Source organism: Dyella telluris, from assembly GCF_014297575.1.
Taxonomy (GTDB): domain Bacteria; phylum Pseudomonadota; class Gammaproteobacteria; order Xanthomonadales; family Rhodanobacteraceae; genus Dyella; species Dyella telluris.
In genome coordinates, this window is sequence record NZ_CP060412.1 from 2,848,856 (window position 1) to 2,875,412 (window position 26,557).

At 65.7% G+C, this 26,557-nt stretch carries 24 protein-coding genes; 15 read left to right on the forward strand and 9 right to left on the reverse strand.

Annotation, left to right across the window (positions count from 1 at the left end; all coding sequences use genetic code 11):
* Window positions 1-76: 76 nt before the first annotated feature.
* From pepQ to rph, 6 genes are all read right to left on the reverse strand, one after another.
* A complete protein-coding gene (gene pepQ, locus H8F01_RS12610) occupies window positions 77-1,402 on the reverse strand; it encodes a Xaa-Pro dipeptidase (protein WP_187055459.1) in 1,326 nt (441 codons plus the stop codon).
* Between the two features lie 1,351 nt (window positions 1,403-2,753).
* Window positions 2,754-3,113 carry a PilZ domain-containing protein gene (locus H8F01_RS12615; protein ID WP_187055460.1) on the reverse strand — a complete coding sequence of 120 codons (360 nt, stop codon included), beginning with the start codon at window positions 3,111-3,113 and terminating at the stop codon, window positions 2,754-2,756.
* On the reverse strand, window positions 3,110-5,407 hold the full coding sequence (locus H8F01_RS12620) for a DUF1631 family protein (RefSeq protein ID WP_187055461.1): 2,298 nt from the start codon (window positions 5,405-5,407) through the stop codon (window positions 3,110-3,112). Before H8F01_RS12620 ends, H8F01_RS12615 begins: the two co-directional genes overlap by 4 nt.
* Window positions 5,408-5,488: 81 nt before the next feature.
* Window positions 5,489-6,655, reverse strand: a complete 1,167-nt coding sequence (hemW, locus tag H8F01_RS12625) for a radical SAM family heme chaperone HemW (protein ID WP_187055462.1) — start codon at window positions 6,653-6,655, stop codon at window positions 5,489-5,491.
* 3 nt (window positions 6,656-6,658) lie between these two features.
* Window positions 6,659-7,258 (reverse strand): RdgB/HAM1 family non-canonical purine NTP pyrophosphatase, encoded by a 600-nt coding sequence (rdgB, locus tag H8F01_RS12630; RefSeq protein ID WP_187055463.1) that lies wholly within the window; start codon window positions 7,256-7,258, stop codon window positions 6,659-6,661.
* A 17-nt stretch (window positions 7,259-7,275) separates the two neighbouring features.
* Window positions 7,276-8,007, reverse strand: coding sequence for a ribonuclease PH (gene rph, locus H8F01_RS12635; protein WP_187055464.1), 732 nt, complete (start codon window positions 8,005-8,007; stop codon window positions 7,276-7,278).
* A 76-nt stretch (window positions 8,008-8,083) separates the two neighbouring features.
* On the opposite strand from rph, the gene H8F01_RS12640 reads away from it, so the two are divergent.
* The 7 genes from H8F01_RS12640 to H8F01_RS12670 all read left to right on the forward strand — a co-directional run bounded on the left by H8F01_RS12640 (window position 8,084) and on the right by H8F01_RS12670 (window position 13,406).
* Complete coding sequence (locus H8F01_RS12640) at window positions 8,084-8,944, forward strand: YicC/YloC family endoribonuclease (RefSeq protein WP_187055465.1); 861 nt, start codon at window positions 8,084-8,086, stop codon at window positions 8,942-8,944.
* Window positions 8,941-9,582 carry a guanylate kinase gene (gmk, locus tag H8F01_RS12645; RefSeq protein ID WP_187055466.1) on the forward strand — a complete coding sequence of 214 codons (642 nt, stop codon included), beginning with the start codon at window positions 8,941-8,943 and terminating at the stop codon, window positions 9,580-9,582. Before H8F01_RS12640 ends, gmk begins: the two co-directional genes overlap by 4 nt.
* A gap of 255 nt (window positions 9,583-9,837) precedes the next feature.
* Complete coding sequence (locus tag H8F01_RS12650; RefSeq protein WP_187055467.1) at window positions 9,838-10,674, forward strand: ABC transporter ATP-binding protein; 837 nt, start codon at window positions 9,838-9,840, stop codon at window positions 10,672-10,674.
* Window positions 10,671-11,444 carry a lipid asymmetry maintenance ABC transporter permease subunit MlaE gene (gene mlaE / locus H8F01_RS12655; RefSeq protein WP_187055468.1) on the forward strand — a complete coding sequence of 258 codons (774 nt, stop codon included), beginning with the start codon at window positions 10,671-10,673 and terminating at the stop codon, window positions 11,442-11,444. Before H8F01_RS12650 ends, mlaE begins: the two co-directional genes overlap by 4 nt.
* Before the next feature lie 59 nt (window positions 11,445-11,503).
* Window positions 11,504-12,367, forward strand: a complete 864-nt coding sequence (gene mlaD / locus H8F01_RS12660; RefSeq protein WP_187055469.1) for an outer membrane lipid asymmetry maintenance protein MlaD — start codon at window positions 11,504-11,506, stop codon at window positions 12,365-12,367.
* A gap of 53 nt (window positions 12,368-12,420) precedes the next feature.
* On the forward strand, window positions 12,421-13,104 hold the full coding sequence (locus tag H8F01_RS12665) for an MlaC/ttg2D family ABC transporter substrate-binding protein (RefSeq protein WP_187055470.1): 684 nt from the start codon (window positions 12,421-12,423) through the stop codon (window positions 13,102-13,104).
* Entirely contained in the window at window positions 13,101-13,406 is a 306-nt protein-coding gene (locus tag H8F01_RS12670) for an STAS domain-containing protein (RefSeq protein WP_187055471.1), read from the forward strand. Before H8F01_RS12665 ends, H8F01_RS12670 begins: the two co-directional genes overlap by 4 nt.
* Before the next feature lie 69 nt (window positions 13,407-13,475).
* On the opposite strand, the gene H8F01_RS12675 is transcribed toward H8F01_RS12670, so the two are convergent.
* Window positions 13,476-14,333, reverse strand: a complete 858-nt coding sequence (locus H8F01_RS12675; RefSeq protein ID WP_187055472.1) for an MlaA family lipoprotein — start codon at window positions 14,331-14,333, stop codon at window positions 13,476-13,478.
* Between the two features lie 202 nt (window positions 14,334-14,535).
* Here H8F01_RS12675 and rpoZ point away from each other — a divergent pair, with 202 nt between their 5' ends.
* The 8 genes from rpoZ to H8F01_RS12715 all read left to right on the forward strand — a co-directional run bounded on the left by rpoZ (window position 14,536) and on the right by H8F01_RS12715 (window position 23,199).
* Window positions 14,536-14,826 (forward strand): DNA-directed RNA polymerase subunit omega, encoded by a 291-nt coding sequence (rpoZ, locus tag H8F01_RS12680; protein ID WP_114238931.1) that lies wholly within the window; start codon window positions 14,536-14,538, stop codon window positions 14,824-14,826.
* Between the two features lie 133 nt (window positions 14,827-14,959).
* Window positions 14,960-17,125 (forward strand): RelA/SpoT family protein, encoded by a 2,166-nt coding sequence (locus tag H8F01_RS12685; RefSeq protein ID WP_187055473.1) that lies wholly within the window; start codon window positions 14,960-14,962, stop codon window positions 17,123-17,125.
* Window positions 17,126-17,252: 127 nt separating this feature from the next.
* Window positions 17,253-17,636 carry a RidA family protein gene (locus H8F01_RS12690; RefSeq protein ID WP_187055474.1) on the forward strand — a complete coding sequence of 128 codons (384 nt, stop codon included), beginning with the start codon at window positions 17,253-17,255 and terminating at the stop codon, window positions 17,634-17,636.
* A gap of 79 nt (window positions 17,637-17,715) precedes the next feature.
* Window positions 17,716-19,833 carry an ATP-dependent DNA helicase RecG gene (gene recG / locus H8F01_RS12695; RefSeq protein ID WP_187059278.1) on the forward strand — a complete coding sequence of 706 codons (2,118 nt, stop codon included), beginning with the start codon at window positions 17,716-17,718 and terminating at the stop codon, window positions 19,831-19,833.
* A 104-nt stretch (window positions 19,834-19,937) separates the two neighbouring features.
* Window positions 19,938-20,864 (forward strand): nucleoside hydrolase, encoded by a 927-nt coding sequence (locus H8F01_RS12700; protein WP_187055475.1) that lies wholly within the window; start codon window positions 19,938-19,940, stop codon window positions 20,862-20,864.
* Between the two features lie 108 nt (window positions 20,865-20,972).
* The gene (locus H8F01_RS12705; RefSeq protein WP_187055476.1) at window positions 20,973-21,218 is read left to right on the forward strand and encodes a type B 50S ribosomal protein L31; all 246 of its coding nucleotides are present in this window, start codon (window positions 20,973-20,975) and stop codon (window positions 21,216-21,218) included.
* Between the two features lie 256 nt (window positions 21,219-21,474).
* Window positions 21,475-22,770, forward strand: a complete 1,296-nt coding sequence (locus H8F01_RS12710; RefSeq protein WP_187055477.1) for a citrate synthase — start codon at window positions 21,475-21,477, stop codon at window positions 22,768-22,770.
* Between the two features lie 93 nt (window positions 22,771-22,863).
* The gene (locus H8F01_RS12715) at window positions 22,864-23,199 is read left to right on the forward strand and encodes a hypothetical protein (protein ID WP_187055478.1); all 336 of its coding nucleotides are present in this window, start codon (window positions 22,864-22,866) and stop codon (window positions 23,197-23,199) included.
* Between the two features lie 54 nt (window positions 23,200-23,253).
* Here the strand turns inward: H8F01_RS12715 and H8F01_RS12720 are convergent, their stop codons facing one another.
* Window positions 23,254-23,928: a hypothetical protein gene (locus H8F01_RS12720; protein ID WP_187055479.1), complete on the reverse strand. Its 675-nt coding sequence runs from the start codon at window positions 23,926-23,928 to the stop codon at window positions 23,254-23,256.
* 85 nt (window positions 23,929-24,013) lie between these two features.
* The gene (locus H8F01_RS12725) at window positions 24,014-26,512 is read right to left on the reverse strand and encodes a penicillin-binding protein 1A (protein WP_187055480.1); all 2,499 of its coding nucleotides are present in this window, start codon (window positions 26,510-26,512) and stop codon (window positions 24,014-24,016) included.
* Window positions 26,513-26,557 lie beyond the last annotated feature (45 nt).

The window sequence follows — 26,557 nt, forward strand, 5'->3', positions numbered from 1 at the left end:
AGTTCGTGTAAGTGTTTCTACGTATGCCCTGCCCGGTGCGAGCGGGCAGGGCAGGCTGCGATGCGGGTTCGCAGGATCAGCCGATCAGGTCGAACGCATCGCGCGTGAGGTTCTCCGGTGTGTTGTCCGTGCACACCACATCGTCCTCGATGCGGATGCCGCCGTACGGGCGGAAACGCTCGATGCGAGCCCAGTCGATATCCGTTGCCACCGGCTTGGCACGCAGCTCCTCGAGCAACATGTCGATGAAGTACAGGCCCGGCTCGATGGTTACGACCATCCCCGGCTCCAGCACGCGCGTCATGCGCAGGTACGGATGGCCCTGTGGGCGGGCGATGGTGCCACCGGTCTCCGACGCCTGGAAGCCAGCCACGTCGTGCACTTGCAGGCCGATGGGGTGACCCAGTCCGTGCGGGAAAAACGCCGACGTGACACCGGACGACACCGCGCTCTCCACGCTCATGCGGATGATGCCGTGCTCGCGCAGCACCTCCGCCAGCACGTGATGGGCGTGGATGTGCAGCTCGGGATAGCTCTGGCCGGCGCGCACTTTTGCAGCGAAACCGCGCTGCGCCACATCGACACTGTCGATCAGTGCCTGGAATTCGCCGTGTCCCGCGGCGGCGTAAGTGCGCGTAATGTCGCTGGCGTAACCGGCGGCGCTCGCGCCTGCATCGATCAGGAACGAGCGGCTTTGCGTCGGGGCGTTGCGATCAAAGTGGGTGTAATGCAGCACGGCACCGTGTTCGTTGAGTGCCACGATGCTGGCATAGGGCAACTCGGCATCGATCTGGCGCGCGGCCGCGAGATACGCCATGTGGATGCCGAACTCGCTCTCGCCCGCACGGAACGCCTGTTCCGCTGCATGGTGAGCACGTGCACCGATGCGGCTGGCCTCGCGCATGAGTTCCAGCTCATAGGGCGTCTTGTATGAGCGATGCCAGTGCAGGTAGTCCAGCACGGCCTGCGGGTTGTTCGCCTCGGCGCCCGGCACGGTGGGGCATTCGGGGCCGATGATCGCCCGATGCGTGGCCGCGCCCGGCAACAGGGCCACCGCGTCAATCGCTTCGCGCACGATCTCGATGTCGAAGTGTTCCACCCAGTAGCCGCTGGGCGCCGCAGGGACCACGTGCCAGTAGTCTCTGGGTTGCAGGTAGATCAGCTTGGGTTTCTGGCCCGGCGTATAGACGAGCCAGCTTCCCGGCGTATCGGTGAGCGGCAGCCAGTGACGGAAATGCGGGTTGGCGACGAACGGATAATCCTGATCGTCCAGAAACTTGCGCAGTGGCGTACCCGCCGCGATCACCAGGTGGTCGAAGCCGCCCAGGGCAAGCGCCTTGTCGGCGCGCTCACGGAGCGTGGCGAGGTGCTGGGAGTAGAGCGAGGCGAGGCGATCGTGCATGGCAACTCCGGACTGGCGCGCCCGGCCTTCGGGGTGGGGCGGGCGGATGGGGAAAGCTGGATGATCGCGCGGTGGGGTGGGGATGGCTAGTTTTGGTGGGGTTTAGGGGGCGTTACTTGCTGGGGGAGGCCTTGCAGGGCGCCTGGCCTTTGCTTTTCTCCCTCTCACCGTGGGGGAGAGGGCTGGGTTAAAGGGCCGGTGCTCGCCTCGGACTCTATTTCCCTCACCGTCATTCCTGCGGAGGGAGGAGGCGCCTTTCAACCGCCGAAGGGCGGGTCATCCAGTGTCTTTGCTCTGTGCCTTCGGTAGTCATGCCGGCGCCAGGTTGCCGCTTACGCCGCGGAGGCGTTTCGACCTCCTGCCGGAGGCCGAGTCACTTTTCTTTTGCTGGCCCAAAAGAAAAGTAACCCAAAGAAAATGGCCTTAAAGGCTGGCAGCATTCCGTGGGGATAAGCCCGAACGGCTGAGGAACGTTGTTGCTTGGCAACCTCCGCCTCTACACAGCGGGTACTTCCAAGCGCTTCGCAACGCGCCGATGCGAAGAGGGCTTAACGCGGAGCGTCGTGCCGCTGCGCGGCACCTCCTTCCTTGCCACTTGGTGGTTCACGTTGAACATCACCGGTCGCTCGTCTCCTCCCGTTCGGGAGAGGACTGGGCTGAGCACTGAGGTGAGAGAGAAACAGACTTCACACGGTGCGAGACACCCCCTGTAGGAGCGCACCTTGTGCGCGACCGCAGCGCCATGTCGATACCGCTCCGTCAGGCTGTCGCGCACAGGGTGCGCTCCTACAGTGATGCTAAGCCGGCACTCGATGTGTCATCGCGTCGCGATGTGCAGCGCAGCTGCACGAGCCTTCGGCTCTGGCTCTCGACCTACCCTCCCCGTTGAGCGGCGGTGAGGGGCGGACGAGAAGGCCCGCAGGGGGATCGGCAAGGATGCCGATCCCTTTTCGACAGGACAGGGATGTCCTGTCGAAAAGCCCGGCCGACCCTCACGGACTGGCCGGTTTCACCGGCCAGCGCCGCGATGGGGTGCTCTTTCTTTTGGTTACTTTTCTTTGAGCAAGCAAAGAGAAGTGACCCGGCCTCCGGCAGGAGGTCGGAACGCCCGCCGCGTAGGCGGCCAGGTCGCGATGCCACAACAACCGAAGGCCGTGAGCAAAGTCACTGGACCCCTGCCCTTGCCCCCCATTGCGGGGTCCGCAGGGGTGACGGCTAAAGAATGAAGTGACGAGGCGAGCACCCGCCCCTCATCACCGTAAACGTGGCAGTGCCCTCACGGCTCTCCCCCGGTGATGATGAAGGCACAAGGCCCGCCCTTTTGCGTGCCCCAAAGGGAGAAAGAGCCCCCTCAATCCCTCTCCGGCTGCTCCAGCCAGGCATCCAGCAACGCCGCATCCGACTCATCGATCGCCACGATGCGATACCCCGCCCATACCTGCCCGGGGCTTGCCGCCGCCTCGTGCCACTGCTCCTGGATCCCCACTTCGATGCTCTGCGGCGCGCTGCCCAGTCCGGGCAGCGCCACGCTGACCTGATAGATCGCTTCGCTGCGGGGCGGATGGGTGCTGATCAGCAGCATGCCGTTGGCGGAAAGGTTGCCCAGGTGGCCGATGGGGTGGCCGGTGATTACGTCGGTCACCACAGCGGTGAAGTTTGCGCGCTTGCGCAGGGCGCGGCGCTGGTCGATGGAGGCGACGTTCTCGTTCACGTCGGTGCTCCCGGACGCGTAGCGGCCGGCTGGCCGTTGGTGAGCTGGCGCAGGTGGCTGGTCAGTGCATGCCAGGCGCGGTCGAGCAGGTTTTCCTTGACCGGGGGCATCTCGCGCACGCGGCCGCAGGCCATTTCATGGGCGAGTTGTTCCAGCGTGATTTCCTGGCTGCGAAGACCGCGGCGGGTCACGAACAGGCTGTTGCCCGACACCGGTGAGTACCATGCCAGCTTGCGCTGGGTGATGCGTCCGTTGGCGGGGTCGATGAATTCGAACCAGCTGCCGAACGGCAGTTGGCGCAGGCGCTGGCGGATGCGGCGCTCGGGTGATTCAGGCGGCGGTGTCGGCACGGGCGGTGCCGGTACCGGCGGTGGCGCATCCGGTGCCAGGTGTTCACCGAGTCGCTGGTGCTGCTTGAGCTTGAGCGCCAGTTCGGTGGTGGTGGCGGGTTCGGCGGTGGTGGTGGTGGTCGTGGCGGCGCTGGCGGCGGGAATGCCCAGCAGGCGTTGCGCCACCTGCACGGCTTCCTCGGCGTGCATGCCGATCTGCTGCAGGCCCGATTCCACCTCGGCACGCAACAGGTTGCGATCGTGCACCGGATTCTGGCCAAGCAACTGGTCGGTGACGCCCAGGCGCATGGAGAAGGCTTCGCTGTCTTCGCCGTGACGCAGCAAGGTCAGGGCGAGCACGTCGGACCAGGCGCGTTCCAGCAACGTGCGCAGCAGTCCGCGCGGATTGCATTTCTCGAAGCGCTCGGCCATCAGCTCGGCGGCGCGGTGGCGCGCCTGCTCCAGCCGTTCGCGACCCTGCATGGCTTCCACTTGCCGACGTTCGGCGATCTGCGCCTTGCGGTTGAGCAGGCCCAGATGGTGTTCGATGTCGGCCAGCAGGCTGGTGTAGAGACCGGTGCTGGGCGGCTCGCGGCGGGCGCGGTCCACCAGCTGGTTGAGCTTGGCTTCCAGCGAACGATCCACGTCGCCTTCGGGGCCGTCCAGCCAGTCGTTGGCGGCCTCGGTCACCAGGCCAAGCAACTTGCGCGCGGGGTGCTCACTCTGATTGAAGAAACCCTGATCGGCCACGGCCATGCGCAGCACAGGCAGCTGCAGCTCGCCCAGCAGTGAATGCGCGTTGCCCTGGTGATGTACTTGGCGGTCCATCTGCTCGAACAGCATGGCCACCAGTTCCACCGTGTCGCCCTGTTCGTCGGTCAGGTGCATCTGCGCGGAACCCTCCGCGCGGCCGGTGTTGAGCTGGGTCACCAGTTCGTTGCGCAGGGCCTGCGCGCTGAGCAGTTCGCGGCGTGCCTGGTCGGCGACGTCGCCAACGTGCAGCTGCAGGGCATCCAGTGCCAGCTGCAGTTCTTCCGGTGTCGCGGCGCGACCGCCCTGGTAATTGAGCGTGCCCTGGCCGGCGCGATGATGGGCAAGCATTTCGCGAAGGTTGTCGAGCACGGCGATGTTGTCGCTGCGCGCGGGCTGGTGCGCGCCGGCAGCCGCGGCGGGCGGCGTCGGCTGGCGCTGGAACGTCGCCGGCGGCGTGTCGTTCGGGACGTTGCGCGGCTGGCGCTCCACCTGGGTGCGCGGCGCCGTGGGGAAGGCGCGCAATTGCGGAAGGATGCCATCCGCGCGCAGGTGTTCGTTGACGGTGTCGTAGAGGGTGGACAGGCTCTGCACCACGGCCAGGTCGAAACACTGCAGCAGATGCAGGCGATGCTCGACGGGTATGTCGGCTTGGGCCATCGCACCGCGGAAGGCCGAACCCAGCGCGTGGGGGCCCAGTGGCAGATGCTCGCCTTCCAGCGGCGGCATGCCGACCAGCACGGCCAGCCGGTAACCCAGCTCGAACAGCGGCGTGCCATGGCGGGCTTCGCCACGCGCTACCAGCTGTTCCAGCGCCACGGACTGCTCGTGCTCGGTGGCATCCAGCAATTCCAGCGGGCGGCGCAGGGCATCGGCGTGCGTTTCGGGTTCGATGATGGCGCCCACGCCGTTGAACTGCTGGCGCACGCCTTCCATGAAGGCGCGTTCCAGCGGTACGCGCTGCTGCTGGATCACCTGGCGGGAATAAAGGTAATGCTGCTGCTCGGAGGGGTTGCGTGAGCGTTCCGCCTGCGCGTACAGGCGTTGCGAGGCTTCGCTCAGGCACAGGCGCAACGGCGCCTCGAGCCAGCTCGCGCAAAGTGCATGGGTTTCTTCGATCAACCGACGCGCGCGCGGCGCCCAGCCGACATGGTCGGGACGCGACTCCCTATCGGATGCAAACGGTGGTCGTCGACCCTGCTGTTCGACTTCCATGACACACCTTGATTCATTCCCCCCGGATGGCGGCAAGTCTAAAGCGCGCCCCGCGCTCCCGCCATCGGCCGGACGGTGGATTCAGTCAAGGAATCCGGAGATGACGTCGTTGAGGAAGCGCTGGCCGAGGGCGGTGGTATGCAGGCGGTCGGCTTCGCCGCTCAGCCAGCCTTGCTCGCGGGCACGCTTGAGGGCGGCGCCGATGCGCGCGGCCGGCAGGCCGGTGCGTTCGGCGAAATCGGCCATGGGCACGCCGTCGATCAGGCGCAGGGCGTTGAGCATGTACTCGAACGGCAGTTCGTCGGCCGCCACGGGGTTGCTGCCACCGATGCGCTCCGGGCTGCCAGGGGCGGCCAGATAGGCCTTGGGGTGGCGGGTTTTCCAGCGGCGAATGATGTCGCCCGCGGCAACGTCGGTAATTTTACCGTGTGCCCCGGCGCCGATACCGAGGTAGTCGCCGAAGCGCCAGTAGTTGAGATTGTGCTCGCAGCGGCGATCGGGCCGGGCATAGGCGGATACCTCGTATTGCCTATAGCCGGCGTCAGCCAGCTGTTGTTCGCAGGCTTCCTGCATGGCCCAGGCGTGGTCGTCGTCCGGCAGCGGCGGCGGATTGGCCGCAAATGCCGTGTTCGGCTCCAGCGTCAGCTGGTAGTGCGAAACATGCGTCGGCTGCAGGGCGACGGCGCGCGCCACGTCGGCCAGCGCACCTTCCTGCGATTGCTCGGGCAGGGCATACATCAGGTCGAGGTTGATATTGCTGTAGCCGGCATCCTGCGCCGATTTCACCGCAGCCTCGGCCTCGCTGGCCGAGTGGATGCGGCCAAGGCGGCGCAGCTTGTCGTCGTCGAAGCTCTGGATGCCGAACGAGAGCCGGTTGACCCCCGCCGCCAGATAGCCGTCGAAACGGCCGTGCTCCACCGTGCCCGGATTGGTCTCCAGCGTGATCTCCGTGCCGGCCGCCAGTGGCAGGCGCTCGCGCACGCCATCGAGGAAACGGGCGATCTGCTCCGGCGTGAACAGGCTGGGCGTGCCGCCGCCGAAAAACACGCTGTGCACGGCGCGGCCATGGATGGCGGCGCCGAAATCACGCAGGTCGGCATCGAGGTCGGCGAGCAATGCGTCCACGTATGCCTCGTACGGCGGTGGCTCGCCGCGCAGGCCGTGGGAGTTGAAGTCGCAGTAGGGGCACTTCTTCACGCACCACGGCATGTGGACGTACAGCGAAAGCGGGGGCGCGATCAGGGACATGACTTAAACGTGCAGCTCGCTCAACTGGCTACGCAGCAGCGCGAGTGCGCGGCCACGATGGCTGATTCGGTTCTTCAGGCCGGGGGCGAGTTCGGCGGCGCTCACCGTCTCGTCGTCGGGCAGGAACAAGGGGTCGTAGCCGAAGCCGTGCTCGCCACGCTCTTCGGTAAGCACGCGGCCGTGCCAGCGACCTTCGGCGATCAGTGGCGCCGGATCGTCGGCATGCTGCAGCAGCACCAGCACGCAGATGAAGAACGCGCCGCGCTGCTCCGTCGGCACGCCGTCGAGTTCGCGCAGCAGTCGGGCATTGTTGGCGGCGTTGTCGCCATGCGCACCACTGTAGCGCGCCGAGTAAAGACCCGGCGCGCCGCGCAGGTGTTCCACGCACAGGCCTGAATCATCGGCCAGCGCCGGCAGGCCGCTGATGCGCGCAGCGTGGCGGGCCTTGAGCAGCGCGTTCTCCACGAAGGTGAGGCCGGTTTCGTCGGCATCGTCCACGTTGAAGGCCGATTGCGGCTCGACGTGCAGCCCGCTGTCGGCCAGCAGGGCGTTGAACTCTTTCAGCTTGCCGGGATTGCTGCTGGCCAGGACGATGCGTGTCATGCGTGCTTCCGCGTGGATCAGGGCAGTTCCAGCGCAGCGCGCTGGGCGGCGACCAGTTCGTTCACGCCCTTCTCTGCCAGGCCGAGCAGGGCGTCCATTTCGTCGCGGCGGAAGGCGTGGCCTTCGGCCGTGCCCTGCACCTCGATGAAGCCGCCGCCGTCGTTCATCACGACGTTCATGTCGGTGTCGCAGCTGGAGTCTTCGGCGTAGTCCAGGTCGAGCACCGGCACGCCCTGGTAGATGCCCACGGACACCGCGGCCACGGCACCCATGATCGGGTTGCGGCGCAGGTTCTCGCGCTTCATCAGCAGGGTGACGGCGTCCACCAGCGCGACATAGGCGCCGGTGATGGCCGCCGTACGCGTGCCGCCGTCGGCCTGGATGACGTCGCAGTCCAGCGTGATCACGCGCTCGCCCAGGGCCTGGCGGTCCACGCAGGCGCGCAGGCTGCGACCGATCAGGCGCTGGATTTCCATGGTGCGACCGCCCTGGCCGCCGCGCGCGGCTTCGCGCTGCATGCGGGTGTGGGTGGCGCGGGGCAGCATGCCGTATTCGGCGGTGACCCAGCCTTCACCCTTGCCGCGCAGCCACGGCGGCACGCGGTCTTCGATGCTGGCGGTGCACAGCACCTGGGTGTCGCCGAAGCTCACCAGCACCGATCCTTCGGCGTGGCGGGTGTAATGACGTTCAATGGTGACGGTGCGCAGCTGATCGCTGGCGCGGCCACTGGGGCGGCTGGGGGAGCTCATGTAGGGCAGGCCATTGGGCAAGGCAGGGCAGGAAAGTTTACCATTGCGCCCTTTCCTGGCGATTCCAAGGTTTCCCATGACCCGCAGCATGACGGCTTATGCCTCCGCCGAGACCACGGGCCCGGCTGGCACGCTGGCCTGCGAATTGCGCACGGTCAACCATCGCTACCTGGAGCTGAGCCCGCGCCTGCCCGACGAATTGCGGGTGTTCGAGCCGGCCCTGCGCGAACGCATCGCCGCTCGCCTGTCGCGCGGCAAGGTGGATGTCACCGTGCGCCTGCGTGGCGAGGCACGGGCTGAATCGCTGCAGGTCAACGCCATCGCCCTGGCGCGCCTGTCCGAGCTGGCGCAGGACCTGGAAGCGCGTTTCCCGCGCATGAATATCGAATTCACGGAGCTGCTCCGCTTTCCGGGCGTGCTGCAGCAGTCGGATGTGGATCCGGACGTGCTGCAGGCTGCCCTGCTGGAGGTGCTCGACCGCGCACTCGAGGCACTTACCGCCACCCGCGAACGCGAAGGCGCCAAGCTGGCCGAGCTGCTGAGGGAGCGACTGGATGCCATCGAGCGCATCGTGGCCGATGTGCGCGGCTTCATGCCGCAGATCCGCGAAGGGCTGCGCACGCGCCTGGAATCGCGCCTGGCCGACCTCAAGCAGCCGGCCGACCCGGGTCGCCTGGAGCAAGAGCTGGTGCTGCAGATCACGCGCAGCGATGTCGACGAGGAACTCGACCGCCTGGCCACGCACATCGCCGAAACGCGCCGCGTGCTCAATACGAAGGAGCCGGTCGGTCGCCGCCTCGATTTCCTCATGCAGGAATTCAACCGCGAAGCGAACACGCTCGGCTCCAAGGCCGTCGACGTGCGCAGCACCAATGCGGCGGTGGACCTGAAGGTGCTGATCGAGCAGATGCGCGAACAGGTGCAGAACATCGAATGAACACGACCACGCCTCCCGCCGAAAGCGCGACCTGCACCCTGTTCGTGGTGGCTGCGCCTTCGGGTGCGGGCAAGTCCACGCTGGTCAATGCGCTGCTGGAGCGGGAGCCGGCGATCTCGCTGTCGATCTCGCACACCACCCGCCCGCCGCGGCCGGGCGAGCTGTACGGCCGGCACTACTTCTTCGTGGAGCGCGAGGCGTTCGAGCAGGAGATTGCCGAGGGCATCTTCCTCGAACATGCCGAAGTGCATGGCAACCTCTACGGCACGTCGCGCAACACGGTGGATACGCTGCTCGCCTCCGGGCGCGACGTCTTGCTGGAAATCGACTGGCAGGGCGCGCGGCAGATCCGCAAGAGCAAGCCGGACTGCGTAAGCGTGTTCATCCTGCCGCCGTCGCGCGCCGAGCTGGAGCGCCGCCTGCGCGGTCGCGGGTCGGACAGCGCCGAGGTGATCGCTCGCCGCCTGCACAACTCGCGCGAAGAAATTGCCCATGCGCACGAGTTCGACTTCATCATCGTCAACGACAACTTCGATGAGGCGCTCGGCGACCTGCAGGCCATCGTGCGCGCGGTGCGCGAGCGCTCGGAGCTGCCGTGGAAGCGTCACGAGGCGCTGATCCAGGAGTTGCTGGCCTGATGGGCTGCTCCACTCTGTAGGAGCGCACTTGTGCGCGACCGGCCGATTACGGGATAGGGGCGCGCCCGGCTCCCGCCTGTCACAGAGGAGTGCCGTCAGTCCGCGGTCGCGCACAAGTGCGCTCCTACAGGGGAACTGTCAGAGGTCGCCAAGGTCTTGTTTTATTAGCCATTCCTGAGCGTCCTGAGAGGGGGCTCATGGCCTTCGTCCCCCTATTCAGCTAATTTGGCGCTTTTCCCCGGACCTCTCCCGCCCATGATCGACTCCGTTAGCGCCAAGCCAGACGACAGCGCCCTGGTGCGCGTCCGTGGCCTGACCACGGTGCTCAATGGCAAGAAAGTCTTCGATGCGCTGGACATGGACATCCCGCGCGGCAAGATCACCGCGATCATGGGACCCAGCGGCACCGGCAAGACCACTCTGCTGAAGCACATCACCGGGCAGATGCGCGGCGACAAGGGCGAGGTCTGGGTGGACGGCAAGAACGTGCCGACCCTGTCGCGTGACAAGCTGTTCGAGCTGCGCGAGCGCATCGGTTACCTGTTCCAGAATTCCGCGCTGCTCACCGACTTCGACGTGTTCGAGAACGTGGCGTTTCCGCTGCGCCAGCACACAGCGCTGCCGGAAGTGCTGATCCGCAACATCGTGCTTACCAAGCTGCAGGCCGTGGGCCTGCGCGGTGCGGCGGACCTGATGCCGACGGAACTGTCGGGCGGCATGGCGCGTCGCGTGGCGTTGGCGCGCGCCATCGTGTTCGATCCCATGCTGATCCTGTACGACGAACCTTTCGTTGGCCTCGATCCCATCGCGCTGAACCAGGTGCTGAAGCTGATCCGCACGCTCAACCAGACGCTGGGCATCACCAGTGTGCTGGTGGCGCACGAGCTTGAGGCGATCAAACAAGTGGCCGATCACATCTATCTGATCGCCAACGGCAAGGTGGTGGCACAGGGCGATCCCAAGACCATTGCCGATGATGGTTCGCCGTGGACGCGCCAGTTCTTCGGTGGCGAGGCCGACGGCCCGGTGCCGTTCCAGTATCCGGCCGGCGATCTGGGCGCGGCGCTTGGTTTTCCAGGGAAGGGCGCATGAGCGCGACGTCAGGTTCCGAAAATATCGTGGTGCGTTCGCTGTCGCAGATCGGCGATTGCGGGTTGTTCCTGCTGCGCATTCTTTCGGCCGTGCCGCGCAGCCTGCGCCACTGGCGCGAGACGGTGCGCCAGCTGTGGTTCGTCGGCGCGATGAGCCTGATCATCATCATGGTCTGCGGCCTGTTCGTGGGCATGGTGCTGGGCCTGCAGCTGTATGACGTCCTGTCGATCTTCGGCGGTACCTCGGCCACCGGCACGGTGGTGGCCATCGCCATCTATCGCGAGCTGGGGCCGGTAGTGACGGCGCTGCTGTTTGCCGGCCGCGCTGGCACGTCGGTCACGGCCGAAATCGGCCTGATGCGTGCGACCGACCAGATCGCCGCGATGGAGATGATGGCGGTCGACCCGATTGCCTACGTGGTGGCGCCGCGCTTCCTCGCTGGCGTGATCGCCATGCCCCTGCTGACCTGCGTGTTCTGCGCGCTGGGCATCTTTGGCGGCCACCTGGTGGGCGTGACCTGGCTGGGCATCGATAACGGCACCTTCTGGTCGAACATGACCGCCACCGTCGAGGTGGTGAAGGATGTGGTCAACGGCGTGATCTGGAAGAGCGTCGTGTTCGGCATCGTGGTGTCGCTGATCGCCGTGTTCCAGGGCTACACCACGCCGCCGACCAGCGAGGGCGTGGCTTACGCCACCACGCGTACCGTCGTTGCCTCGTCCATCGCCATCCTGGCGCTGGACTTCGTGCTCACCGCCTTCTTGATGTGAGTGCCTGACGTGAGCGCATCCATGACCGTAACTACCCACTTTTCCATGAGGATCGTGCCGTGAGCCAGAGACAATCCTATGCCGTCGGCACCGGCCTGTTCATCGTGCTTGGTTTTGCCGCGCTGGGTTACCTTGCGACGCAGACCACTTCGGTGGCCAACACCAGTCGTGGCCCGAGCTATGCCGTCGAAGCGCACTTCGCCAACATCGGCCAGCTCAAGGAGCGCGCGCCGGTGAAGGTGGCGGGTGTTCGCGTGGGCCAGGTCCAGTCGATCGTGCTCGATCCGGGCAAGGAGACGGCCGATGTGAAGCTGGCCATCGACAAGCGCTACGACCAGATCCCGGACGACTCCGTCGCCACCATCTTCACCAGTGGCCTGCTGGGCGACCAGTACGTGGGCCTGCAGTACGGCAGCTCCAAGAAGACGCTGGCCGAGGGCGGCACGCTGGCGCTGACGCGTCCGGCCCAGCAGCTGGAGGAAATGCTCGGCAAGTTCTTCGGTGCTGGCGGCGTGGCGGACAACCTGTCCGGCAGTTATTACGTCAAGGCCCGGTTCACCAACGTGGGCGCACTTTCCGTCGGCGCTCCGGTGAAGATGGCCGGCGTGGCCATCGGCAGCGTGCAGGCAGTGAAGGCCGATCCGGTGAAACTGGACGCCGAAGTCACCCTGGCCATCGACAAGCGCTACGACCAGATCCCGGATGATTCCGCCGCGGCGGTGTTCACCAGTGGTTTGATCGGCACCCAGTACGTTGCCGTCCAGCCCGGCGGCTCGCCGGACATGCTCAAGAACGGCGATGAGATGGTGCTGACCCAGTCGGCCATGCAGATCGAAGACCTGATCGGCAAGTTCCTCGTCAGTGGCTCGTCCTCTGACAAGAAGCCGGCTGATGCCGGCAAGACCGACAGCGGCAAGCATTGAACCGGCGCATCCCGTACCGATATTCCAACGACGTATTCCCCAGGAGTTTCCCCATGTTGCGCAGTCTGGCCATTGCCACCGCCATCGCTTTCGGTAGCGTGATCGCCGCCCCCGTATTTGCGCAGGACGCCGCCCAGGGCGCGGCCGCGCAACAGACGCCGGTGCAGGTGGTGCAGGCGGTGTCCGACGATCTCGCCCGGGCGATCGACGGCCACCAGCAGGAACTGAAGAACAACCGCGAAAAGCTGATCGGCGTGATCGACAGCGCCTTCCTGCCGCACTTCGACATCGACTACGCGTCGATCCTGGTGCTGGGCCAGCATGCCCGCGAGGCCACCCCCGAGCAGCGCTCGCGCTTTGCCAAGGCGTTCTACAACTCCATCACGCACCGCTACGCGGAAGGCCTGCTGGACTACACCAAGGGCCGCGTGAAGGTGTTGCCGTTCTCGGGCGACCTCAACGACAAGCGCACCATCGTGCGCAGCCAGGTGGTGATGGATGACGGCAAGACCGTGGCCGTCGATTACGCGTTCCGCAAGGACAAGAACGGCACCTGGAAGGCCTATGACGTGATCATCGAGGGCATCTCGTACATCACCAACTACCGCAACCAGGTGGACGCCGAGATCCGCAAGGTCGGCATCGACAAGCTGACCAGCAACCTGGAAACCCAGGGCGACCAGGCGCTGAAGGAAATGGAAAAGGAATCCTCGGGGCAGCCGGGCGCCAAGCAGTGAGTGAATCCACCGCCAACGTGCGCATCGACGAGGCCACGCCGGGCAGTGTGCGCGTGTCTGGCGAGCTGACCTTCGGCAATGCCGCGGCAGCGCTGACGGCCATCGACGCGGCCGTGTCGCGCGACGGCCGCTCGGTACTGGATCTCTCGGGCGTGACCCGCAGCGACAGCGCCGGCCTGGCTTGCGTGCTGGCGGTACTAGCGCAGTCGGCGGGACGTGGGCGCAAGCTCAGCGTGAGCCACGTGCCCGAAGGCATGCACCTGCTGGCCAGTGTTTGCGAGGTCGAGGGCTTGATGGCCTGAGTCCAGGTGGGTCGGGTGGACATGAAAAAGGGGCCGTGAGGCCCCTTTTTCATTGCCGGGAAGGACGTGTCAGTCCTTCTTCGGCGCCGGCTGCTGGCTGTTGTCGGTTGCCTGCGGCTTCTGTTCCTTGTTCTCCCACTTCTGCTGCTCGTCCAGTAGCTGGTCGGGGTCGAAGCTCTTGTCGTGCAGGCCCTGCAGCTGCTCGATCACTTCCTCCGGCGGGTTGCCGTCGTAGATCTGGTAGATGCGCTGCTGGCGGTAGGCGTCGCGGATGAAGGCGTACGGGTCGTAGGCGGAATTGAGGAAGCTTTCCGCATCGATGGCGCTGGAACGCAGGGTCACCAGGTACATCAGCTCAGGCAGATACTGCTGGCCGTACTCGTAGTGGTTGTTCCGCGTGAAGTAGCTGATCGGGTCGAAGAAATAGCCGTCCACCGGCACGCGCCAGAAGTCGCGGCCCGTGGTGGGGCCGAACAGCGGGAGCACCAGGTAGGGGCCATCCGGCACACCCCAGCGAGCAAGGGTGACACCGAAATCGGTTTCGTTGAGCGGGATGCCCAGCTGGCTGGCCGGGTCGAAGAAGCCGCCAATGCCCAGCGTCAGGTTGACCAGGAAGCGTCCGCTGCCCTGCAGCGCCTGCTTCGGTCGTGCCTGAAGCAGGTCGTTCGCCACCGAGATCGGCATGTGGATGTTGGTGAAGAAGTCCGCCATGCAACGGCGGACGGTCGGGTTGGTTACCTTGCGGTATCCCACAGCCACCGGGCGGATCACCGCCTTGTCCAGCGAATCGTTGAAGGCGTAGACCTTGCGATTCATCTTTTCGTACGGATCGTCCGTACGGGGCTTGGCGATCGTGCAGCCGGCAAGCAGCGCAATGGCCGCCAGGGGCAGGCTGCGCATGACAAGTGAACGGAGTGCGGACGGCATGAAGGCGACGGTCCCAAGGGGCTGAAGGGAGTAGAATATTGTACTGTTGGGTTTTTTATTATGTACAGACCCCCATAAGTCTATGAGGGCCGGCTGCAGGCCGCATGAACCGCGCATCTTAAGCCTTGCTGCATTGCCAGCAAAGCCGCCGCTGGCTACACTGACAGGTGATAAGTCGCTTTATTCTCTAAGGATTTCAGTAATGGCCCGCATTACCGTCGAAGACTGCCTGCAGGTAGTCGACAACCGCTTCGAACTGGTGCTGATGGCGACCAAGCGCGCCCGCCAGCTCGCCAAGGGTGCCGAGCCGGCAGTCAATCCCGATCATGACAAGCCGACGGTGCTCGCCCTGCGCGAAATCGCCGATCGCCGCATCGACCAGGCCACCATCGACGAGATCGACAAGGCCGAGCGTGAGCGCGCCGAGCGCGAAGCGCTGGAGTGGGCCGCCGCCGAAGTGGACGACGACCTCTCCAAGGGCGGAGACGACTGATGGATGGCGGTGGCTGTAGCCAGCAAGGCCCTGGCGCCGGCTTGTCCGGCGCTTTGCGCTGCGGGCTTCATGCCGCCACCCTCGCGCCACTCAAACGTCGCGAGGCGGTCGCCTGAGCGGGGACCGGACATTCATGCCTGCCGTCACGGACTCCTCTTCCCCGGATACGTCGACGCTGCCCCCGTATGTGCTGGCTCTGAAGGAGCGCGTGGCCTACCTGCCCGAACCGCAGGTGGCCCGCGTGATCCGCGCCTACGAAGTCGGCGCCGTGGCCCACGAAGGCCAGGCCCGCAAGAGCGGTGAGCCATACATCACGCATCCCGTAGCCGTGGCCGGCATCCTGGCCGAGCTGGGCATGGACGCCGAGACCATCATCGCGGCGATCCTGCACGACACGCTGGAAGACACGGCGCTGAGCCGCACGGAGCTCGCCGGCGAATTTGGCGAAACCGTGGCCGAGCTGGTCGACGGCGTCACCAAGCTGGACAAGATGCGCTTCTCCAGCCGGCAGGAGGCGGATGCCGAAAGCTTCCGCAAGATGCTCCTGGCCATGGCGCGCGACCTGCGCGTGATCCTGATCAAGCTGGCCGATCGCCTGCACAACATGCGCACGCTGGGCGCCAAGGATGCCCCGTCGCGCCGCCGCATCGCGCGCGAGACGCTGGAGATCTACGCGCCCATCGCACAGCGCCTGGGCATGAACAAGTTCAAGGCGGAGCTGCAGGACCTGGGCTTCCGCGCGCTGTATCCCGATCGCTACCGCGTGATCAGCGAGCGCATCCGCGCCGCGCTGGGCAATCGCCGCGAAGCCATGGGCAAGATCGAGGCGGCGCTTTCCACGCGCCTGACGGCCGACCACATCACCGCCAGGGTGGTGGGGCGGATCAAGTCCGCGTGGAGCATCTATTCGAAGATGCGCAACGAGCACAAGAGCTTTGCGCAGCTGATGGATGTCTACGGCTTCCGCGTCGTGGTCGACTCGGCCATGAGCTGCTACATGGCGCTGGGCGCCGTGCACGGTCTCTACAAGCCGGTGGATCGCCGTTTCAAGGATTTCATCGCCATTCCCAAGGCCAACGGCTACCAGTCGCTGCACACCGTGCTGCTGGGGCCGTTCGGCGCGCCCATCGAAGTGCAGATCCGCACGGCGGAAATGGATTCAGTGGCCGAGCGCGGCGTGGCTGCGCACTGGGCCTACAAGACCGATTCCGGCCCGGCCAACAGCGCGCAGGCGCGTGCCCGTGAATGGCTGTCGTCGCTGGCGGACAGCCAGGCTCATACCGTTTCGTCGTCCGAGTTCATCGAGAACGTCAAGATCGACCTGTTCCCGGACGAGGTCTATCTGTTCACCCCGCGCGGCGACATCCTCGCGTTGCCGCGCAACGCCACCGCGCTGGACTTCGCCTATGCCGTGCACACGGACGTGGGCGACCATGCCGTGGCTGCCCGCGTGGACAAGAAGCTGGTGCCGTTGCGCACGCGCCTGGAATCGGGCCAGCTGGTGGAAATCATCACCGCGCCGTCGGCGCTGCCCAATCCTGCCTGGCTGGAGTCGGTAGTCACCGGCAAGGCGCGCACCGCCATTCGCCAGTACCTGAAGCACCTGCAGCACGAGGACGCCGTGGACTTCGGCCACCGCATGCTCGATCGCGCGCTCGATGCCCTGGGCACCAGCCTTGATGCGATTCCGCCGGCCGTGCTGGATCGTTTCCTGGAAACGTCCAAGCTCAAGCGATTGGAAGAGCTGCTGTCGGATATCGCGCTGGGCAACCGCGTGCCGCATCTGGTGGCCAGCCAACTGGTGGCTGCGCGCGGCAAGAAATCCACCGAGGTGCAGCAGTCGCCGCACGCGATGGAGAAGATCCGCATCACCGGTGCGGAGCGCGGCGTGCTCAGCTTCAGCAATTGCTGTCATCCGCTGCCGGGCGACGAGATCATCGGTTACCTCTCTTCCGGCAAGGGCATCGTCGTTCATCGCGTCGAATGCCCGAATGTGGTGGAGCTGCGCAAGTCGCCTGAGCGTTGCGTGGCCATCGAGTGGGACCGCGACGTGCAGGGCGATTACCGTGCCGAGCTGCGCATCGAAGTCATCAATCGCCCCGGCGTGCTCGCCACCGTGGCCGCGGCCATTGCAGCGGCGAACTCGAACATCGAGAACGTGGAATACGTCGAGCGCGACGCCGCGGCGGCCACGCTGCTCTTTGCGCTGGAAGTGAAGAACCGCAAGCACCTGGCCGACGTGATCCGCCGCGTGCGCCGCACCGGCGTGGTCAGCGGTGCCTACCGCTACCCGCTTTAGGGCGAGAAGTGAGTGAAGAGGAGTGAGAAGTAAGAGAAGGCTAGCCGGCTCTCTCTCTCACTACTCACTCCTCTTCACTCACTTCTGGTTTTAGACTGTGGGCCTCAGGCAACCACGAGGCTCTCCCATGTCCCGCAGCATCATCACCACCGACAAGGCACCGGCCGCCATTGGTCCGTACTCGCAGGCCGTGCGCGCCGGCAACACGGTGTATTTCTCGGGCCAGATCCCGCTGTGTCCGTCCACCGGCAACATGATCGATGGCGATATCGCGCTGCAGGCGCGCCAGGTGTTCCTGAACCTCAAGGCGGTGGCCGAGGCGGCCGGTGGCTCCCTGGAGAAGATCGTGCGCATCGGCATTTACGTGACCAACCTCGGTCACTTCGCCACGGTCAACGAGATTATGTCCGAGTACTTCACCGCACCGTTCCCGGCGCGCTCGACCATCGAAGTGTCCGCGCTGCCCAAGCTCGCGGCCATCGAAGTCGACGCCATCATGGTGCTCGACTGAGCGAGCCCGGGGCTCCATGCCGCTGACCGGCCTGCGCGGCCGGCCGCGGCTGGACGGCTCGCCCGGTCAGGCTTCATCGATGCCGCCCTCTCGCGCCAACGCCGCCACCATTCTTTCCGATCCCGGCGCCACGCCGGTATCGGCGTTGCCGGGTGTCGGCCCTGCCTTGGCGGAGACGCTTTCGCGGTTGGGGCTGGAGCGTGTGCAGGATCTGTGGTTCCACCTGCCGCTGCGTTACGAAGACCGCACGCGCGTTACCGCGATCGCCGACCTGCGTCCTGGTGAGCGCGCGCAGGTCGAAGGCGTCATTGAGGCCGTCGAGCGCGGTTTTCGCTATCGACCCCAGTTGAAAGTCGTCATGACCGACGACTCGCACCAGACCCTGGTGCTGCGCTTCTTCCATTTCAATCGCAACCAGTCGGAGCAGCTCAAGCCCGGTACGCGCCTGCTCTGCTACGGCGAAGTGCGGCAGGCGGCGCAGGGGCTGGAGATGGTGCACCCGCAATACCAGCGCCTGAGTGGCGATGAGCCGGCGACCGTGGACGATCTGCTCACGCCTGTCTACCCGACCACGGAAGGGCTGGGCCAGAAGCGCCTCGCTGGCGTGATCGCCAAGGCTTTGGCGCTGTTGCCGGCGGATGCGCAGCTCGAACTGATGCCGACCGAGCTTTGCGTCGCGCACGGGCTGACCTCGTTGCGCGAAGCCTTGCTCTACGTGCACCGTCCGCCACCGGATGCCCACCTGGGGCAACTCACCACCGGCCGTCACCCTGCCCAGCAGCGACTGGCTTTCGAAGAACTGCTGACGCAGCACCTGAGCCTCAAGCGCATGCGCGCGGCGGTGCGTCGTCGTCACGCGCCGCGGCTCGCTGGTACCGGCGAGTTGCGCCAGCGGCTGCTGGCGAGCCTGCCCTTCGGTCTTACCGGTGCGCAGCAGCGCGTCAGCGCGGAAATCGCCCGGGATATCGCCGAGCCCAGCCCCATGCTGCGGCTGGTGCAGGGTGATGTCGGCAGCGGCAAGACCATCGTTGCCGCGCTTGCCGCCCTGGCCGCCGTGGAATCGGGCCAGCAGGTGGCGCTGATGGCGCCCACCGAATTGCTGGCCGAACAGCATCTGCATCACTTCCGGCATTGGTTGACCCCGCTGGGCATCGAAGTGGCGTGGCTGGCCGGCAAGGTGGCGGGCAAGGCGCGCCAGCAGGCATTGCAGCGGGTGGCGTCCGGCGCGCACGTCGTCATCGGCACGCATGCCTTGATGCAGGAGGGCGTGTCGTTTGCGCAGCTGGGCCTGGTCATCGTGGACGAGCAGCATCGCTTTGGCGTGCAGCAGCGACTGTCCCTGCGTGACAAGGGGGCCGATCACGACACGGGCCTGGTGCCGCACCAGCTGGTGCTGACGGCCACGCCGATCCCGCGCACGCTGGCGATGAGTGCCTACGCGGACCTGGATGTGTCCGCCATCGACGAGTTGCCGCCCGGGCGCACGCCGGTGCAGACCATCGCGATCTCCAATGCCCGCCGCTTCGATGTGATCGAGCGCATCCATGCCGCCTGCCAGGAAGGGCGCCAGGCGTACTGGGTGTGCACGTTGATCGAAGAGTCCGAGCAGTTGCGCGCCCAGGCCGCCGAAGTGGCCCATGCCGAGCTTTCCGCGGCGCTGACCGATTGCCGTATCGGTCTTATCCATGGGCGCATGAAGCCCAAGGAAAAGCAGGCCGTGATGGATGCTTTCAAGGCCGGCCAGCTGTCCGTGCTGGTGGCCACTACCGTCATCGAGGTGGGCGTGGATGTACCCAATGCCAGCCTGATGGTGATCGAGAACAGCGAGCGCCTGGGTCTGGCGCAGCTGCACCAGCTGCGCGGGCGAGTGGGGCGCGGCGCAATCGCCTCCAACTGCGTGCTGCTGTATCAGCCGCCGCTCGGCCAGCTGGCGCGCGAACGCCTGCAGGTGATGCGCGAGACCAATGACGGCTTCCGCATTGCCGAAAAGGACCTCGAACTGCGCGGCCCCGGTGAGGTGCTTGGCACGCGGCAGACCGGCCAGCTGAGCTTCCGCATTGCCGACCTCGCAAGGGATGCCCATCTTCTGCCCGCCGTGCAGGAAGTGGGCGCGCTCCTGTTGGAGCAGCACCCGCGCCAGGCCGAGCTGCTCATCACGCGCTGGATCGGCGCGGCGGCCCGCTACGCACACGCGTAAACGCCGCTTCATCGGGCAGGCGCATGCTTGGCGCCATCCCGGCCAGGCTTTGCGCGCACCGTGCAAGGCCCTAAGCTAACCAATCCCCCAAACGAAAGATCGCCATGAGCCAGCTGCAATTGTTGATCGACACCGACCCGGGCGTGGATGACGCGCTCGCCATCCTGATGGCCCACGCGCACGCCGACGTGCTCGGCCTGACGATTGCGGCCGGCAACGTCGGACTCGGTCACACGGTTCGCAACGCGCGCACGTTGGTGGATCTGGTGGCGAAGCCGACGCCTGTGTTTCCCGGTTGCCCGACGCCGCTCGTGCGCCTGCCCGAGGAAGATGCCATGCACGTGCACGGCAGCGATGGCCTGGGCGATATCGGCTTTGCGGAGCCGGTCAGCCTTGCCGCCGCCGAACACGCGGTGCACGCGCTGATCCGCCTGACGCGCGAGCAGCCGGACCTCACCCTGGTGGCCCTGGGACCGCTGACCAATCTGGCGCTGGCCGTGCGATTGGATCCCACCCTGCCGCAGCGCGTGAAGCGTCTGGTCATCATGGGCGGTGCTGTCACCGGGCTTGGCAACACGGGGAAGATCCCCGCCGAGTTCAACATCGGCTTCGACCCCGAAGCGGCGCATGTGGTGTTCGAGGCCTTCCCGAAGTTCGATCTGGTCGACTGGGAAGTCGTGCTGCGCCACGCCTTTGACGACGAGGAATTCAACGGCTGGATCGCTGCCGGCGACAAGCGCGCGGTGTTCTTCGAGCAGGTGTTCGGCACGGCGCGTGCGTTCAATGCCAAGCGCGGGCGTCGCGGCGTGATTGCCGCCGATGCGCTGGCCATGGCGGTGGCGATCGATCCGGCCATCGTGACGCGCGCGGAAGAGCGCCATGTGGCGGTGGAAATGGACGGTCGCCTGACGCGCGGCGCGACGGTGGTGGACTGGACCGCCCGACTGGGCCAGCCGGCCAATGCACGCATCGTCATGGAGGTCGACCAGGCCCGTTTCGCAGCCATGGTGCGGCGGGCACTGGGAGCCTGAAGGGCCTGACCGGGCGGGGTTTTCCGGTCCAAGTCACTGACCGGCTTGCCAATGGGAGAGGGTTGTGGTTAAAATGCCGCTCTTTTCACCCACCGCTTTGAGTCAGTCATGAAGCCCGATATCCATCCGAATTATCGCCCGGTGGTGTTCCAGGACCTGTCGTCGGACTTCGCGTTCCTGACGCGTTCGACGATCGCCACCAAGGACACCGTCAAGTGGGAAGACGGTAACGAGTACCCGCTGATCAAGGTGGATATCTCGAGCCACTCCCATCCGTTCTACACCGGCAAGCAGAAGACGCTTGACACCGGCGGTCGCGTCGACAAGTTCCGCAAGCGCTACGCGCAGAAGTAATCGCGCGAACGCATCAGCTGTCACGCCGCGGCCACGTGGCGTAAGCATGCTTGATCGCACGGGGCGAGCCTAGGCTCGCCCCGTGCTTTTTTGCGTTCGCCATCCGACCATCCGCTAGGGCATGTTGGCTAGTCGATATGTGATAATGGGCGGCGAGGTGTCGCAGCCTTTCCCCATCCGCGACATCAACCCTACCTCGTCGGCCACCGCCCAAAGGCGAGACGCCGTCGATGACATTTCGTGAAGGAGGTTTTCCGTGTCCGATTCCAAGATCGTCAAGTTGGTGGATGAGTCGACCAACCGCAGCAGTGAACTGCCCCTGCTGAGCGGTACGCTCGGTCCCGCATGCATCGACATCGGAACGTTGTACAAGGACACGGGCCACTTCACCTATGACCCGGGCTACGGCAGCACCGCCAGCACCAAGAGCGCCATCACCTACATCGACGGTGACGAAGGCGTCCTGCTGTACCGCGGCTACCCGATCGAGCAGCTGGCCGAGAAGTCCAACTTCCTCGAGACCTCGTACCTGCTGCTGAACGGCGAACTGCCGACCCAGGCCCAGTTCACCAAGTTCGAGCACGACATCACGCATCACACGATGATGCACGAGTCCCTGAAGGACTTCTTCAAGGGCTTCCACCACGACGCGCACCCGATGGCCATGCTGGCCGCCTCGGTGGCGTCGCTGTCGGCCTTCTACCACGACGACATCGATGTCGATAACGCGGAAGACCGCAAGCTGGCTGCGATCCGCCTGATCGCCAAGATGCCGACGATTGCCGCTGCCTGCTACCGCTACTCCATCGGCTGGCCGTTCCGCTACCCGCGCAACAACCTCGAGTACGTCAACCGCTTCCTGCACATGATGTTCGAAGTGCCGAGCGAGCCGCTGGAAATGAACCCGGTGGCCGCCAAGGCGCTGGACCTGCTGTTCATCCTGCATGCCGACCACGAGCAGAACGCCTCCACCTCGACGGTGCGCCTGGTGGGCTCGACCGGTGCCAACCCGTACGCTTCCATCGCCGCGGGCATCACCGCGCTGTGGGGTCCGGCACACGGTGGCGCCAACGAAGCCGTGCTGAAGATGCTCGAAGAGATCGGCACCGCCGACAAGGTCGAGACCGCCGTCAAGCGCGCGAAGGACAAGAACGACAACTTCCGCCTGATGGGCTTCGGCCACCGCGTGTACAAGAACTTCGATCCGCGCGCCAAGATCATCCGCGAGATGTGCCACAAGGTGCTCAACGAGCTGGGCGTCAACGACCCGCTGCTCGACGTGGCCATGAAGCTGGAAGAAGCCGCGCTGAAGGACGACTACTTCGTCGAGCGCAAGCTCTACCCGAACGTCGACTTCTACTCGGGCATCATCTACAAGGCGCTGGGTATCCCGACCGAGATGTTCACGGTGATGTTCGCCATCGCCCGCACCTCGGGCTGGATCGCGCACTGGATCGAACAGCACGAAACCCCGGGAGCACGCATCGGCCGTCCGCGCCAGATCTACACCGGTGCCGACGTGCGCAATTACGTGTCGAGCGACAAGCGTTGAGCTGACAGACGTCGAGCTTGACCCTATGGCAAGCTGAAAAGCGCCCCGGTTTCCGGGGCGTTTTTTTATGCCCGCGCGGCAGGAGGTGCAGCGATGTCCGGCATTCGATGGAGGGTGGCTTCACTCATCCTTGTCCTGGTGGCGCCTGGAATGGTGATGGCAGGTATCTGGAAGGAATCCCAGCCATGGCCGTATCCGGGGGAAATGCTGATCTACAGCGGCTGCGGTTGTGCGGACAGTTGCTGGGTTGCCGAGCTCAGGAGCAAGCGCACACAGGCACTGAAGGCACGGCTTCGGTGCGACTGCGAGGTTGTGCACTTTTTGAAAGTCGGTGAGAAGGAGCGTGTTTACGCCCCCTCGTGCAAGGCATTTGAGGGGAATGACAAGTTCGAGGTGATCACGCGGACCATGGAAACGCTGACGCACTGATGAAAAAGCCCGGCATCAGGCCGGGCTTTTTGCGTTGCCGATACCGGAATGTCGTCAGCGTAGTGCGGACGACAGCATGCGCTCGAACTCGTCGTCATTGCCGGCGGTGGCGAGCAGCTCCTCCACGGCCGTGATGGAGGCGCGGCGCATGGGCTTCTCGTCGATGCGATCCAGCGGCGCCTGCTTCAACGCATCGTGTGGCAGTACGGTGATGTCGAAGGGCAGACCGTCGGCGGCGAACAGCAGTACGGGGTATTCCTCCTGCTCGTCGCGAGTGACACGCAGGCGGCGTGTCTGCTGGGTCAGCGGGATGCCGCGTTCCTCAAGGAACAGAACGACGCTTTCCGGTGTATCGCTGAACACGTGCAGGCAGACAGCCGAATGGGCATCGGCCGTGCCTTCGAGTACGGCGCCGACCAGGCGCGGGTCGAAGCGGTCGAGGAAGCGCATGGCCTCCACGGCGGCCTCGCGGCGCGTCTGCAGCAGCTGGGGTTGGGAGTCGGCCTGGAAAATGCGCTGGTGTTCGCGCAACGCGTCTTCGATCTCATTGTTGCGCGGCAGAGCCTGCGCATCGAGGATGCCGAGCCGCTCGGCGGCCTTGATCTTGGCGTGGTGGAAATCGCGGATGCCGTGTTCGCTCATCAGTCGTGCCGCCTCCTGGGCGACACGCAGACGATTGCGCTGAAGACGATCCTGCGCGTGGATGCGATGGTGCTGACCTCGTGCCATGCCTCATTCCTCCGGCAATCTGGCGCTCGCGGTGGCGAGCGCAGGCGGCAGCGCGGCGTTGGGAACCGATCCGCTCTGCCGACGATTAGAAGATGTCGTAGGCGTGCTGCTGATCCTGATCCTCCTGTTCCTGGTTGGCCTGCTGCTTCATGCGGTCCACATCTTCGACCTTCATTATTTCGGATCGACCATTGATCTGCACGGTGGAGATGCCCGGCGGCATCGGCAGCAGCTCCGCAGGAGTGTCCTTCAGGGCGCTGCCCATGTAGGACATCCAGATCGGCAGCGCCGCCTTGGCGCCGAACTCGCCCTTGCCGAGCGAGCCGAAATCGTCGAAGCCGACCCACACCGTGGTCACCAGGCTGCCATTGAAGCCTGCAAACCAGGCGTCGCGGTGATCGTTGGTGGAGCCGGTCTTGCCGGCCAGGTCGGTGCGGCCCAGGGCCATGGCGGCCGAGCCAGTGCCACGCTTGATCACGTCCTGCATCAGCGAGGTGATCAGGTAGTCGTTGCGCACGTCGATGACCTGGGGGGCCAGCACGGGCGGATGGGCACCGTCGCCATGGGCGTCGGCCGGGAGTACGGCGTCGCCCACGCCGGCCACGCTGCCGGTCGTGGCTGGCGTGCCGGTGGAGCTGGCGGCGGCTACCGCATTGGTGGGCGCTGCCGAGGCGCCGGCCGGCGGCGGCGGGCCCGGCGGGCGGGTATCCAGCAGGCGCTCGGCGCAGGTACGACAGGCCCGGGCGGGGTTGGCCTGGTACACGGGCTTGCCGTCGCGGTCGTCGATCTCGCTGATGAAGTAGGGCGTGACCAGGTAGCCGCCGTTGGCAAAGACGGCATAGCCACGCGCCATGCTCATCGGCGACACCGAAGCGGTGCCCAGCGCCATGGAGAGGTTGCTGGGCAGGGAGTCCAGGGCGAAGCCGAAGCGGGTCACATAGTCGCGCGCATAACGCACGCCGATGGCGTCCAGCAGGCGCACCGAGACCAGGTTCTTGGACTGCACCAGAGCCTCACGCAGCGGAATCGGTCCGTCGAACTTGTCGTCGTCGTTGGACGGCGTCCAGAGGCCGCCCGGGCGCGACGGGTCGGGCAGGGCCAGCGGGGCGTCGTTGACGATGGAAGCCGGCGTGAAACCGCGTTCGAAGGCCGCCGAGTAGATGAACGGCTTGAAGCTGGAGCCCGGCTGGCGGGCCGCCATCACGGCGCGGTTGAACTTGCTGCGCAGGAAGTTGAAGCCGCCCACCAGGGACTGCAGGGAGCCGTCCTCGGGGCTGATCGAGACCAGGGCGGCCTGGGCCGACGGGATCTGGGTGAGCTGCCACTGGCCCTTCTCGTCGCGGGACAGGCGGATGATGTCGCCGCGCTTGAGCACGGTGGACACGCTCTTGGGGGTGGCGCCGACGCGGGTGTCGTCGATGCGGGGGCGCGCCCAGCTCATCGCCTCCAGGTCGAGTTTCACCTGGTCGCGGCTGGCCAGGTAGACGCTGGCCTCGGTGGCCGAGACCTGGGTGACGATGCCCGGCTGCATGCCGGAAATGTCGGTGTAGCCCGCCAGTGCACGCTCCAGTTCGTCCGTGCCGGCGTCGGCGCCGAGCTCCTGGTGGGCCTCGGGGCCCCGCCAGCCGTGGCGGTGGTCGTACTCCACCAGGCCGCTGCGCACGGCGTCCACGGAGGCCTGCTGGCGCTTGCTGTCGACCGTGGTCTTGACCACGTAGCCCTCGGTCAGGGCGTCGTTGCCCAGGCGGTCGAGCACCTGCAGGCGCACCATTTCGGCCAGGTAAGGGGCATCCACCTCGATCGGCGGCTCATGCGGCGAGGCATTGTTCGGTTCGGCGATGGCCTGCTCGTACTCGGCCTTGGAGATGTAGCGGTTCTCCAGCATCTGGCCCAGCACCCAGTTTCGCCGTGAAATCATGCGCTTGGGGCTGTTCAGCGGGTTCACCAGCGACGGCAGCTGGAAGGTGGAGGCGATGGTGGCGCATTCGGCCACGGTCAGCTGGTCCAGGGTCTTGCCGTAGTAGTACGAGGCCGCCGCGGCCACGCCGTAGGAGCGGTGGCCCAGGAACATCTTGTTGATGTAGAGCTCCAGGATCTGGTCCTTGGTCAGCTCGCTCTCCATGCGCAGGGCGATGAAGATCTCGGTCAGCTTGCGGGAATAGAGCTTTTCCGGGCTCAGGAAGAAGTTGCGGGCCACCTGCTGGGTAATGGTGGAACCGCCCGGCCCCTTGTCGCCGCCGGACACCACCACGTGCCAGCCGGCGCGGGCGATGCCGTGCCAGTCCACGCCGGGGTGCTGGTAGAAGCCGGCGTCCTCGGCGGCCAGCACGGCGTGCTTCAGCCGGTCCGGCACCTCGCCGATAGCCACAGGGATGCGGCGGGTTTCGCCGAAGCTCGCAATCAGCTTGCCATCTGCCGATAGCACCCTGAGCGGCACCTGCATGTGGTAATCCTTGAGGACGGCCACCGAGGGCAAACGGGGGGAAATAAGCCAGTAGGCCACGCCGATCGCGGCAACGCCCAGCAGCAAACCCGTGAAGGCCAGGACGAGGATCCAGCGCAGCAACCGCTTAAGAATTTGCATGATTGGGTGTTTGCGAGACGTGAGTCAAAACAAGACAGAGTATAG

What these genes read in the sequence shown, in the direction of transcription:
- H8F01_RS12665 (WP_187055470.1), top strand. Translation starts at nt 12,421, where the DNA reads ATGTTGCGCAGTCTGGCCATTGCCACCGCCATCGCTTTCGGTAGCGTG.
- H8F01_RS12640 (WP_187055465.1), top strand. Translation starts at nt 8,084, where the DNA reads ATGACCCGCAGCATGACGGCTTATGCCTCCGCCGAGACCACGGGCCCG.
- pepQ (WP_187055459.1), bottom strand. Translation starts at nt 1,402, where the DNA reads ATGCACGATCGCCTCGCCTCGCTCTACTCCCAGCACCTCGCCACGCTC.
- recG (WP_187059278.1), top strand. Translation starts at nt 17,716, where the DNA reads ATGCCGCCCTCTCGCGCCAACGCCGCCACCATTCTTTCCGATCCCGGC.
- H8F01_RS12620 (WP_187055461.1), bottom strand. Translation starts at nt 5,407, where the DNA reads ATGGAAGTCGAACAGCAGGGTCGACGACCACCGTTTGCATCCGATAGG.
- H8F01_RS12725 (WP_187055480.1), bottom strand. Translation starts at nt 26,512, where the DNA reads ATGCAAATTCTTAAGCGGTTGCTGCGCTGGATCCTCGTCCTGGCCTTC.
- rph (WP_187055464.1), bottom strand. Translation starts at nt 8,007, where the DNA reads ATGAGCTCCCCCAGCCGCCCCAGTGGCCGCGCCAGCGATCAGCTGCGC.
- hemW (WP_187055462.1), bottom strand. Translation starts at nt 6,655, where the DNA reads ATGTCCCTGATCGCGCCCCCGCTTTCGCTGTACGTCCACATGCCGTGG.
- H8F01_RS12690 (WP_187055474.1), top strand. Translation starts at nt 17,253, where the DNA reads ATGTCCCGCAGCATCATCACCACCGACAAGGCACCGGCCGCCATTGGT.
- H8F01_RS12675 (WP_187055472.1), bottom strand. Translation starts at nt 14,333, where the DNA reads ATGCCGTCCGCACTCCGTTCACTTGTCATGCGCAGCCTGCCCCTGGCG.
- H8F01_RS12685 (WP_187055473.1), top strand. Translation starts at nt 14,960, where the DNA reads ATGCCTGCCGTCACGGACTCCTCTTCCCCGGATACGTCGACGCTGCCC.
- rpoZ (WP_114238931.1), top strand. Translation starts at nt 14,536, where the DNA reads ATGGCCCGCATTACCGTCGAAGACTGCCTGCAGGTAGTCGACAACCGC.
- H8F01_RS12705 (WP_187055476.1), top strand. Translation starts at nt 20,973, where the DNA reads ATGAAGCCCGATATCCATCCGAATTATCGCCCGGTGGTGTTCCAGGAC.
- H8F01_RS12720 (WP_187055479.1), bottom strand. Translation starts at nt 23,928, where the DNA reads ATGGCACGAGGTCAGCACCATCGCATCCACGCGCAGGATCGTCTTCAG.
- H8F01_RS12715 (WP_187055478.1), top strand. Translation starts at nt 22,864, where the DNA reads ATGTCCGGCATTCGATGGAGGGTGGCTTCACTCATCCTTGTCCTGGTG.
- rdgB (WP_187055463.1), bottom strand. Translation starts at nt 7,258, where the DNA reads ATGACACGCATCGTCCTGGCCAGCAGCAATCCCGGCAAGCTGAAAGAG.
- H8F01_RS12650 (WP_187055467.1), top strand. Translation starts at nt 9,838, where the DNA reads ATGATCGACTCCGTTAGCGCCAAGCCAGACGACAGCGCCCTGGTGCGC.
- mlaE (WP_187055468.1), top strand. Translation starts at nt 10,671, where the DNA reads ATGAGCGCGACGTCAGGTTCCGAAAATATCGTGGTGCGTTCGCTGTCG.
- H8F01_RS12700 (WP_187055475.1), top strand. Translation starts at nt 19,938, where the DNA reads ATGAGCCAGCTGCAATTGTTGATCGACACCGACCCGGGCGTGGATGAC.
- gmk (WP_187055466.1), top strand. Translation starts at nt 8,941, where the DNA reads ATGAACACGACCACGCCTCCCGCCGAAAGCGCGACCTGCACCCTGTTC.